Here is a 10818-nt window from a genome sequence, read left to right on the forward strand (position 1 = left end):
GGGCCGCCCGGGGGGCCCCCCCCGCCGGGGGGGGGGGGGGGGCCCCCCCCCCCCGGGCCCGCCCCCCCCCCCCCCCCCCCCCACCCGACCGAACACGTCAGCCGGGCGTGCTCCTCCGCGTGGCGGGATCATCCTGCCGGGTGAAAAATAGGTGTGGTGTTACGGTGAAGCGTTGGTTAGCAGACCGCTTCACCCGTAAAGGAGTCCTGGCCCTCCCGTGTGACCGCCCGGCAGACCCGGGGCGGAGAGGAGGGCCGTTGTCATGAGTACCTCAGAATCCACCAAGACCCTGCTGGGGCGTATCCAGCGCGGCGCCCGCCGCGTCGAGCGGGCCGCACTCGGACCGCAGGACCAGCGTGTCGGCACCGACCGCGTCGTCTTCGGCGTCGCCGGCATCATCGCCCTCGCGTTCATCGTGTGGGGCTTCGTCAGCTCCGACACCCTCGGCTCCGTCGCGGACAGCGCGCTCGCCGGCGTCCTGCAGAACTTCGGCTGGCTGTTCGTCATCGCGGCCACCATCTTCACGATCTTCGTGCTCGTCGTGGCCCTCGGCCGGTTCGGCAAGATCCCGCTGGGTCAGGACGGCGAGAAGCCGCAGTACTCGACGCCCTCCTGGATCGCGATGATGTTCGCGACCGGTATGGGCATCGGCCTCATGTTCTACGGCGTCGGCGAGCCCCTGTACTTCTACATGGCGCCGCCGCCCGGTACGGTCGACGGGTCCACGCCCGAGGCCGCCGCGACCGCCATGGGGCAGACGCTCTTCCACTGGACCCTGTATCCCTGGGCCATGTACGCCATCGTCGGCCTGGGCATGGCCTACGGCACCTACCGCCTGGGCCGCTCGCAGCTCTTCAGCTCGATGTTCACCTCGCTGTTCGGCCGCAAGGCCGTCAACGGCACCGGCGGCCGGGTCATCAACATCCTGGCGATCCTCGCGACCCTGTTCGGCTCGGCCTGCTCCCTGGGCCTGGGCGCCCTGCAGATCGGGGGCGGCATCCAGCACTCCGGTGTCATGGAGTCCGTGGGCACCGTGACGCTGGTCATCATCATCGCGGTCCTCACCTGCCTGTTCGTGCTCTCCGCCGTCTCGGGCATCGAGCGCGGCATCCAGTGGCTGTCCAACGCCAACATGTGGCTCGCGCTCGTGCTCGCCGTCATCGTCTTCATCGGCGGACCCACGCTCTTCATCCTCAACGTGCTGCCCGCCTCCCTGGGCGCCTTCGTGGGTGACCTGCCGGAGATGGCCTCGCGGACAGCGGCCTCCGGCGACCAGTCCCTGTCCGACTGGATGGGCACCTGGACCATCTTCTACTGGGCCTGGTGGGTCTCCTGGACGCCGTTCGTGGGCCCCTTCATCGCGCGCATCTCGCGTGGCCGCACGGTGCGCCAGTTCGTCACCGGCGTGCTGCTCGTGCCCTCGATCGTCTCCACCGTCTGGTTCGCGATCTTCGGTGGCGGAGCCATCGGCCTGCAGGAGCGTGCCGAGCAGGCGCAGGACACCGGGGCCGCGCTCGCCGCGATCGGGGAGGGCGGGGCCGACATCAACTTCGACCTCATCTTCTTCCAGACCCTCGGCGCACTGCCGGTGCCCGGCTGGGTCGGGATCGGTCTGATGGTCCTCGCCGTCGTGCTGGTCGCGATCTTCTTCGTCACCGGGGCGGACTCCGCGTCCATCATCATGGGTGGGCTGTCCGAGAACGGCGCCGAGCACCCCAGCCGCAAGTCCGTGGTGTTCTGGGGCGTCAGCACGGGTGCCGTCGCGGCCGCCATGCTGCTGGCCGGCGGCGACGATCCGGCGAGCGCGCTCAACGGCCTGAAGAACATCACCATCGTCTCGGCGCTGCCGTTCGTCGTGGTGATGCTGGTGCTGTGTGCCGCTCTCTGGAAGGACCTCTCCAGCGACCCGCTGGTGCTCAAGCGGGAGCTGGCGGTCCAGGTGCTCGCGGAGACGGTGGACACGGGCGTCGAGAAGCACGACGGCGAGCCGTTCGAGCTCTCCACGTCGGCTGCCACGCCCGCGGACCCGGACGACACCCCGACCACCCCCGAGAACGGGGTGCCGGTGGTCGCCGACGGCACGGCGGCCGCGAAGGACTGACCGATATTCCGTTGCCGGGCCCCGGCCCGGCAACGGAACGTTGGCCCATGACAGACACCTCCCGCCTGCTCCGGGCGTACGACGAGCAGCTCCGCACCGACGCCGAGACCCCCAGCGCGGTCTCGGTCACCCGCCTCGGACCCCTGCGGCTGGTGACCTTCCTGGGCCGGCGCGGGTTCGTCACCTACCAGGACCTCGGCGGCGCCGACGAGGCGGGCGTGCGAGCACTCGTCGACGGCGCCGTCGCCCACTTCCGGTCCGACGGCGGCATCACGAACGTCGAGTGGAAGACCCGCGGCCACGACCACGCACCGGGCCTGCACGAGGCCCTGGTCGAGCGGGCGTTCGTCCCGGAGGAGCCGGAGTCGATCATGATCGGCGAGGCGGCGGCCCTCGCCGTCGACGTGCCGCTGCCCGACGGCGTGACGCTGCGCCAGGTCACGCAGGAGAGCGACGTCCGCGCGATGTGCGCCATGCAGGACGAGGTCTTCGGGTCCACGCCGTCGGACGCGTCGGCGAACGCGATCCTGCGCCGGCAGGCGCTGGACGACGGCATGGAGCTCTGGGTGGCCGAGGCCGGGGGCCGGATCGTCACCGCAGGGCGCCTCGAACCCGTGCCGGGCACGGACTTCGCGGGCATCTGGGGCGGCAGCACGCGTACCGAGTGGCGGGGGCGGGGCATCTACCGGGCGCTCACGGCCGCGCGTGCCCGGTCGGCGCTGGCCCGGGGCAAGACGCTGATCAACAGCGACTCGACCGAGTACTCGCGCCCCATCCTGGAGCGCTACGGGTTCCACCGGGTGTCGACGACGACGCCGTACGTCTGGACCCGCTGACCGGCGTGGGCGTCAGCCTGCCCGGCGCCGGCCCATGATGTTCGCCGGCTCGGCGACGCCGGCGTACCGGAAGCCGGGTACCAGGTCCACGAACCCGAGGCGCCGGTAGAGCACCTTGGCCCGGTCGCCCGGGTCGGCGGTGGTGGACAGCAGGGTGTGCCGGTGGGCGACCCGGGACAGCAGCTCGCGCAGCAGCGCCGTCCCGTGCCCGCGGCCCTGGTGCTCGGGCAGCACCTCCAGCTCGTTGAGCTCGAACGCGTCGTCGGTCCAGCCGGCGTGCCCGGCGTGCGCCAGCGCGGGGCCCACCTGCTGCGGCCACCAGTGCCCGGGCTGGTAGTCGAACCCGTAGACGAACCCGACGAGGTCCGTGCCGTCGAAGGCGCCGAGGGTCAGGGCGCCGTCGTACAGCGGGAGGTAGGCGAGCCGGGTGTCCCGGAAGTGGTCGCGCCGCTCGTCCGAGTAGCCGAACGCGCGCTGGTAGATCCGGGCCAGCTCGTCGGCGCGCCGCAGCACCTCCGGGGTCTCCAGCGCGCGGACGGTCATGAGGGCACGCTAGCCCTGCCCGGCCGCGCCGTCGTCCCGGGGCGCGACCGGTCCCGCTCGAGGTGGGCATTCCTGGCGCGCCCCGCCGAGCGGAGTTGGACAACCGTCCTACACTCGAACTCGCAGGGATTCTTACGAGGCGGAGTGTGTGTCGTGGTTCAAGGCAAGGTCATCAGGTTCGACGATGTGCGCGGTTACGGTTTCGTCGCTCCGGACACCGGCGGCGACGACGTGTTCATCCACGTCAACGACCTGGAGTTCGACAAGCGCCACCTCGCCGTGGGCGCGGTCGTGGACTTCACCGTGGAGGACGGCGACCGGGGCCTGAAGGCCTCCACCGTCACGCTCGTGACGCCCGCGCCGGTGCTCGCCACGGCAGGCGTGGGCGGCGGCGTGACCGGTGTGCCCACCTTCCTCCCGCCGCTGCCCGACGCCGCCTCGCGGGCGGACGGCGACGCGCCGTCCGAGCGGGAGCTCGCGACGGAGGTGACCGAGGTGCTGCTGGCCGGCGTGCCCACGCTGACCGCCGAGCAGGTGCTCGCGGCCCGCGGGGTCTTCGTCGCGGTGGCACGCTCGCACGGCTGGGTCTGACTTTTCACCCGAGGTGTTAACGTCCTGTTTCGGTCCCTGATGCGTAGCGACGATGCCGCTACGGGGCGATATCAGGTCGGTAACGATCAGATCCGCCCGCCGACGAACTTGGGCAAATCCTCCCAACGCGTGAGTAGCGTGAGCGGAAACCATGACGGTGACGGACGTCTCACCCGGTCGCGCGCTGCGGCGCGGCACCGGTAGTCCGGCCCCGGCATTCCCCTGAGGAGGAACATTGAAGATCAGGCGACTGAGCGCCGCCGTCGCAGTGGCCGCCAGTGGCGCGCTGCTGTTCTCGGCGTGCACCAGCCCGGCAGGCAGCGACGACCCGGCCGAGGGTGAGAGCACTGCCACCTCGGCGGCGGCCGACGGCCCGTGCAAGGCAGACCTCGGCGACGTCACGACCGCTGACGGCGAGATCAAGGTGTCGAACGAGGACGAGTTCCTCGGCTACAACTCGAACACGCCGGAGACCTACTCGGTCTACAACAGCGCGGTGACCGATCGTCTGTTCAGCAACTTCTGGTACTTCGGCGACGACGGCTCGATCTGCACCGACGAGACCTACGGCACCTACGAGGCCGTCTCCGAGGACCCGCTGCAGGTCGAGTACACCCTCAACGACGAGGCGGCGTGGTCGGACGGTACGCCGGTCACCTACGCGGACTACGTGCTCGACTGGGCCGCCCAGGCCATCACCGAGGACGGCAAGGTCACCAAGGACGGTTCCGAGACCCCGCTGTTCAACCACATCTCGGGCCTGACCCTGGGTGACTACGTGCCCGAGGGCCCGCAGGCGGACTCGCCGGACGCCAAGACGTTCACGTACGACTACGAGACCGTGTACGCCGACTGGAAGATCCAGATCAGCTCGCCGTTCCCGGCGCACGTCGTGGCCGAGCAGGCCGGCGTGTCCACCGAGGAGCTCGTCACGGCCATCCAGGACCTCGACATGGACGTCCTGAAGAAGGCCGCGGAGTTCTGGAACAAGGGCTGGCTCTCGGAGCCGGGCCAGGTCCCGGACCCGGCGCTCACGCCCGTCACCGGCCCGTACAACTTCAAGGCCGACGGCTGGGAGGCCGGCCAGTACATCACCCTCGAGGCGAACGACAAGTACTGGGGCACCCCGGCGGCCACCAAGGAGCTGACGTTCCGCGTGGTCGGCGCCGACGCGCAGATCCAGGCGCTGGCCAACGGCGACCTGGACGCGATCAACCCGAACGGCCCCACCGTCGACACGGTGCAGCAGCTCGAGCAGCTCGGCGACGCGGTCACGGTGGAGAGCACCCCGACCCTGACCTGGGAGCACCTCGACTTCAACTTCGGCTCCGGCATCTTCGCCGACAGCCTGGAGGCGCGTGAGGCGTTCGCGCTCTGCGTGCCGCGCCAGAAGATCGTGGACGACCTGATCAAGCCGATCGACCCCGAGGCCGTCGTCATGAACGCCCGCGAGGTCTTCCCGTTCCAGGACAACTACGAGGACGTCGTGTCCCAGTCCTACGACGGCCGGTACGACGAGGTCGACCTGGACGCCGCCAAGGAGAAGTTCGAGGCCGCCGGTCTCGAGGAGGGTGCGAAGGTCCGGATCGGCTACGCCGCGCCGAACCCGCGCCGTGCCGCCGAGGTCGAGGCCATCAAGTCCTCGTGCGACCAGGTGGGCTTCGAGGTCGAGGACACCGCCGCGGAGGACTTCTTCGACAAGGACCTGCCGAACGGTGACTACGAGGTCGCGCTCTTCGCGTGGGCCGGCTCGGGTCAGATCGCCTCGGGCGAGAACATCTACTCGAGCACCGGTCAGCAGAACTACGGCAAGTACTCCGACGAGACCGTGGACGAGGCCTGGAAGACGCTGGCCGGCACCACGGACGAGGCGGTGCACGCCGAGCAGACGGTGATCATCGAGAAGCAGCTCTGGGACACCCTCTTCGGTATCCCGCTGTTCGCCCACCCGGGCGTCATCGCCAGCAGCTCCAGCCTGGAGAACGTGCGTCCGACGGCCGCCCAGTCCGGCGTCGTGTGGAACGCCGAGCAGTGGTCACGCGCCTCCTGACGCGAGCCTGACGCAGGACCTGCGGGGAAGGGAGCGCCTGTTCCCTTCCCCGCAGGTCTGTCCGCCGCCGTCCGGATATTTTCCGGCCTCGCCCCGGGGCGATGGCGGCACATTTCATCCGTTGTCCTAGAGTGACCCACTGATCGCTTTCCCCAGCAGACGCCGTGCTGCGTCCGCCTCGAAGGGCCAACCCGTGCTCAAGTTCATCCTCCGACGCATCGGCGTCTCGGCGCTCGTCCTGCTCGGCGCCTCATTCCTCATGTTCATCCTGACGATCAACTCAGGAGACCCGCTCAAGGACCTGCGCGAGTCGAACGCGCAGAACCGACAGCAGCTCATGGACCAGCGGTCCGCGCTGCTGCGGCTCGACGACAACCCGTTCGAGCGGTACTGGGACTGGCTCTCGGGCGTGCTGGGATGCTTCACCGGCAACTGCGACCTCGGCGTGACGATCAACGGCGTCGACGTGCTGGGCCTCACCCAGCAGGCCGCCGCCTCCTCGCTGCGGCTCATCACCGTGGCCACGGTGCTCGCCATCGTCGTCGGCATCGCGCTCGGCATCCTCACGGCCATCCGCCAGTACTCCGGGTTCGACTACGTCGTCACCTTCAGCGCGTTCCTGTTCTTCTCGCTGCCGGTGTTCTGGGCGGCCACGCTGCTCAAGGAGTACGCGGCCATCCAGTACAACAACTGGATCGTCGTGGGCCAGTACGCCCCGTGGACCATCGTCATCGCCGCGCTGGTGGTCGGGTTCGTGCTCCAGGCGGTGCTCGGCGGCTCCACGCGGCGCCGGCTGATCACGGCGGCCGCGGCGTTCGCCTTCGTCGCCGTCCTCCTGTTCGTGTTCAACGCGCTCGACTGGTGGCGCAACCCGGTGTTCGGCATCGGCGGCGTGCTGGTCGTCTCGGCGGCCGCGGGCGTGCTGGTCACGGCCCTCGTTGCCGGCCTGCGCAACCGGCGGGCCCTGTACGCGGCGCTCACCACCGCCGTCGTGGGCGCCCTCGCCTACCTCGCCTTCGCGCCGCTGCTGGTCAACCAGCCGTCGTGGGGCCTGCTCGCCGGGCTGTTCGTGCTCGCGATCCTCGTCTCGGTCGGCATCGGCGCCGCCTGGGGCGGCGACGCCCGCAAGCAGGTCATGCTCATCACCGGCGTCACGGGCGTCATCACCTCCTTCGCGGTCGTGGCGGACATCCTCATCGCGAACTGGGCCAGCTTCCTGGGCATCAAGTCGCGGCCGATCTCGACGATCGGGTCGCAGACGCCGAACTTCACCGGCGACTTCTGGGAGCAGGTGCTCGACATGGGCACCCAGATCCTGCTGCCGACCGTGCTGCTCACCCTGGTCTCGGTGGCCACGCACTCGCGGTACACGCGCTCCTCCATGCTGGAGACGCTGAACCAGGACTATGTGCGCACCGCCCGGTCGAAGGGCCTGTCCGAGCGTGAGGTCATCGTCAAGCACGCGTTCCGCAACGCGCTCATCCCGATCACGACGATCGTCGCGTTCGACTTCGCGGCGCTCATCGGCGGTGCGGTCATCACCGAGCAGGTCTTCGGCTGGAAGGGCATGGGCGCCCTGTTCCAGGACGGCCTGAACGCGGTGGACCCGGCGCCCGTCATGGCGTTCTTCCTCGTCACCGGCATCGCGGCGGTGCTGATGAACCTCGTGGCGGACCTCGCGTACGCGGCCCTCGACCCCCGGATCCGGCGCTGAGCGCGGGCCACGGCAGGAGACACAGACAATGAGTGACATCAGGAACAGCAACCCGGGCGGCGAGGACTACGAGCCGCAGATCTCGGTGGCGGGCACCGACCCCGTCGGCCTGGCGGCGGGCGGCTCGGCCGCCCCGCTGCCGGGCGAGGACAAGTCCTACAGCCAGGGGCAGCTCGTGGCCCGCCGGTTCTTCCGGCACCGCGGCGCCATCGCCTCGATGATCGTGCTCGGCCTCGTCATCGTGGTCGCGTTCACGTCCATCGGCATCGGCCCGATCCCGGGCTGGTGGCCCAAGGACTACACGCTCCAGTACGACAAGATCGGCGACGGCGCGCCCACCTGGGAGTACCCGTTCGGCCAGGACACGGGCGGCAAGGACTACTTCGCCCTGGTGATGCGCGGCACGCAGTTCTCGCTCATCATCGCCTTCGCGGTCGGCATCATCTCCACCGTGGTCGGCACCGTGATCGGTGCGCTGGCCGGGTTCTACCGCGGCTGGGTCGAGTCGGTGCTGATGCGCGTGACCGACGTCTTCATCATCATCCCGCTGCTGGCGGTCGCGGCCGTGCTCGGCCGCATGGCGGGAGACTCCGGCATCTGGGGCCTCGCGTTCGTGCTCGGCCTGGTCACCTGGACCAGCCTGGCCCGCCTGGTGCGCGGCGAGGTGCTCTCGCTGCGCGAGCGGGACTTCGTGCTCGCCGCCCGCGCGGTCGGCACGGGCCCGTGGCGCATCATCACCCGGCACGTGCTGCCGAGCGCGGTGGGCGTCATCATCGTGTCCGCGACGCTGTCCATCTCCAGCGCGATCCTGCTGGAGACCTCGCTGAGCTTCCTCGGGTTCGGCGTGCAGCCGCCCGACACCTCGCTCGGCACGCTGATCTCCGAGTACCAGGCCGCGTTCACCACCCGGCCGTGGCTGTTCTGGTGGCCCGGAATCATGATCCTGACCATCGCCCTGTGCGTGAACTTCATCGGCGACGGCCTGCGCGACGCGTTCGACCCCCGCCAGAACCGGACCAAGGACTGAGCATGACCACTCTCGACATCAGCACTCCCGGTGCCGCGTCGGCGGCCGGCGACGCCGTGCTCTCCTTCGAGGGCCTCGACGTCACGTTCAAGACCGAGTTCGGCGAGGTGCACGCCGTCAAGGGCATCGACCTGGAGGTGCGCCCCGGCGAGGTGGTCGCGCTCGTGGGCGAGTCCGGTTCCGGCAAGTCCGTCACCTCGATGACGGCGCTGGGCCTGCTGCCCCGCAACGCCCGCATCGGCGGCACCGTCCGCGTGGGCGACAAGGTGGTGGGCGCCCTGGACGGCAAGGGGCTGCGCACCATGCGCGGCAACGACATCGCCATGGTGTTCCAGGAGCCCATGACGGCCCTCAACCCGGTGCTCACCATCGGCGACCAGCTCACCGAGGGGCTCCAGCTGCACGGCATCGCCTTCGGCAAGCAGGCCCTGGCGCGCGCCGCGGAGCTGCTGGCCATGGTGGGCATCCCGGAGCCGGAGCGGCGCCTCAAGCAGTACCCGCACGAGCTGTCCGGCGGTCAGCGGCAGCGCGTGGTCATCGCCATGGCCATCGCGTGCGACCCCAAGGTGATCGTCGCCGACGAGCCCACCACGGCCCTGGACGTCACGGTGCAGGCCGACATCCTCGACCTGCTGCGCTCGCTCAAGGACAAGCTGAACACCGGCATCCTGCTGATCACCCACAACATGGGCGTGGTGGCCGACATGGCCGACCGCGTCGCCGTCATGCTCAAGGGCGACCTCGTGGAGACGGGCACCGCCGACCAGGTGCTCAACCACCCGCGGCACGAGTACACGAAGCGCCTGCTGGCGGCCGTGCCCCACCTGGGGTCCGGGCCCGGCCAGTTCGGTGACGTCGCGCCCGTGCAGGCGGCGGCCGGCGACCTGCCCGCGCTCGACCTGAGCAACCTGGTCATCGAGTACCGCCGCGTGGGCAAGCCGACCTTCCGGGCCGTGGACGACGTGACGCTGTCCGTGGCGCAGGGCGAGATCGTGGGCCTCGTGGGGGAGTCCGGCTCGGGCAAGTCGACCATCGCGAAGTGCGCGCTCGGGCTCATCCCGGCCGCGTCCGGCTCGGTGTCGATCCTCGGCAGCGACTTCCGCCGGATGAAGGGCAAGGACCTCAAGGCGCTGCGCCGCCGCATCGGCGTCGTCTTCCAGGACCCGGCCTCCTCGCTCAACCCGCGGCTGCCCATCGGCGACGTGATCGCGGAGCCGCTCGTGGTGCACAAGGAGGGCGACGACAAGTCGCGCCGGCGCCGCGTGCTGGAGCTGCTCGACGCCGTCGAGCTGCCCCGCAGCGTCTACAACCGGTACCCGCACGAGCTGTCCGGCGGCCAGCGGCAGCGCGTCAGCATCGCCCGCGCCCTCACGCTCGACCCCGAGCTGCTGGTCGCGGACGAGCCCACGTCGGCCCTCGACGTGTCCGTGCAGGCCAACGTGCTGAAGATGTTCACGACGCTGCAGGAGCGGTACAAGTTCGCCTGCCTGTTCGTGAGCCACGACCTCGCCGTGATCGACCTGCTCGCCCACCGCGTGGTGGTGCTGCAGAACGGCCGGATCGTCGAGCAGGGCCCGCGCGAGGAGGTGCTGCACCACCCCCGCGAGGAGTACACGCAGCGGCTCATCGCCGCGGCACCCGTGCCCGAGCCGCTGGAGCAGCGTCGTCGCCGCGAGGCCCGGCACGCCCTCCTGGCCCAGCTCGGCGACGACGTCGCGGAGCTGCACGTGGACGAGGACTACGAGCGCCCGCGGCCCCGCCGCGACGAGGGCGGCAACCCGTCGGGCCTGGCCGGCTTCGGCGGCGACGGCGGCAGCTAGCCCAGGCCCGCCGGGGGGGGGGGGGGGGGGGGGGGGGGGGGGGGGGGGCGGGGGCGGGGCGGGGGGGGGGGGGGGGGGGCGGGGCCGGGGGGGGGGGGGGGGGGGGGGGGGGCGGGGGGGGCGCGCGCGCCGCGCG

Annotated in this window: 8 protein-coding genes; 7 read left to right on the forward strand and 1 reads right to left on the reverse strand. The window is 70.7% G+C overall.

The genetic code is table 11. The annotated features are described in order from the left end of the window. Window positions 1-262 precede the first annotated feature (262 nt). A complete protein-coding gene (locus ACIBBF_RS22960) occupies window positions 263-2101 on the forward strand; it encodes a BCCT family transporter (RefSeq protein WP_397418014.1) in 1839 nt (612 codons plus the stop codon). A gap of 47 nt (window positions 2102-2148) precedes the next feature. Beyond that, window positions 2149-2937, forward strand: a complete 789-nt coding sequence (locus tag ACIBBF_RS22965; protein WP_397418016.1) for a GNAT family N-acetyltransferase — start codon at window positions 2149-2151, stop codon at window positions 2935-2937. 12 nt (window positions 2938-2949) lie between these two features. Here ACIBBF_RS22965 and ACIBBF_RS22970 read toward each other — a convergent pair whose 3' ends face one another. Then, the gene (locus ACIBBF_RS22970) at window positions 2950-3480 is read right to left on the reverse strand and encodes a GNAT family N-acetyltransferase (RefSeq protein WP_397418019.1); all 531 of its coding nucleotides are present in this window, start codon (window positions 3478-3480) and stop codon (window positions 2950-2952) included. A 153-nt stretch (window positions 3481-3633) separates the two neighbouring features. On the opposite strand from ACIBBF_RS22970, the gene ACIBBF_RS22975 reads away from it, so the two are divergent. The 5 genes from ACIBBF_RS22975 to ACIBBF_RS22995 all read left to right on the forward strand — a co-directional run bounded on the left by ACIBBF_RS22975 (window position 3634) and on the right by ACIBBF_RS22995 (window position 10682). Beyond that, window positions 3634-4071, forward strand: a complete 438-nt coding sequence (locus tag ACIBBF_RS22975; RefSeq protein WP_397418021.1) for a cold-shock protein — start codon at window positions 3634-3636, stop codon at window positions 4069-4071. 235 nt (window positions 4072-4306) lie between these two features. Next, a complete protein-coding gene (locus ACIBBF_RS22980) occupies window positions 4307-6121 on the forward strand; it encodes an ABC transporter family substrate-binding protein (protein ID WP_397418023.1) in 1815 nt (604 codons plus the stop codon). A gap of 193 nt (window positions 6122-6314) precedes the next feature. Continuing rightward, window positions 6315-7835 (forward strand): ABC transporter permease, encoded by a 1521-nt coding sequence (locus ACIBBF_RS22985; protein WP_397418026.1) that lies wholly within the window; start codon window positions 6315-6317, stop codon window positions 7833-7835. Window positions 7836-7863: 28 nt separating this feature from the next. Beyond that, window positions 7864-8862: an ABC transporter permease gene (locus tag ACIBBF_RS22990; protein ID WP_397418029.1), complete on the forward strand. Its 999-nt coding sequence runs from the start codon at window positions 7864-7866 to the stop codon at window positions 8860-8862. Window positions 8863-8864: 2 nt separating this feature from the next. Then, entirely contained in the window at window positions 8865-10682 is a 1818-nt protein-coding gene (locus tag ACIBBF_RS22995; RefSeq protein WP_397418031.1) for an ABC transporter ATP-binding protein, read from the forward strand. Window positions 10683-10818: the final 136 nt, after the last annotated feature.

Origin of the sequence: Promicromonospora sp. NPDC050880 (assembly GCF_044456525.1) — a bacterium.
Taxonomy (GTDB): domain Bacteria; phylum Actinomycetota; class Actinomycetes; order Actinomycetales; family Cellulomonadaceae; genus Promicromonospora.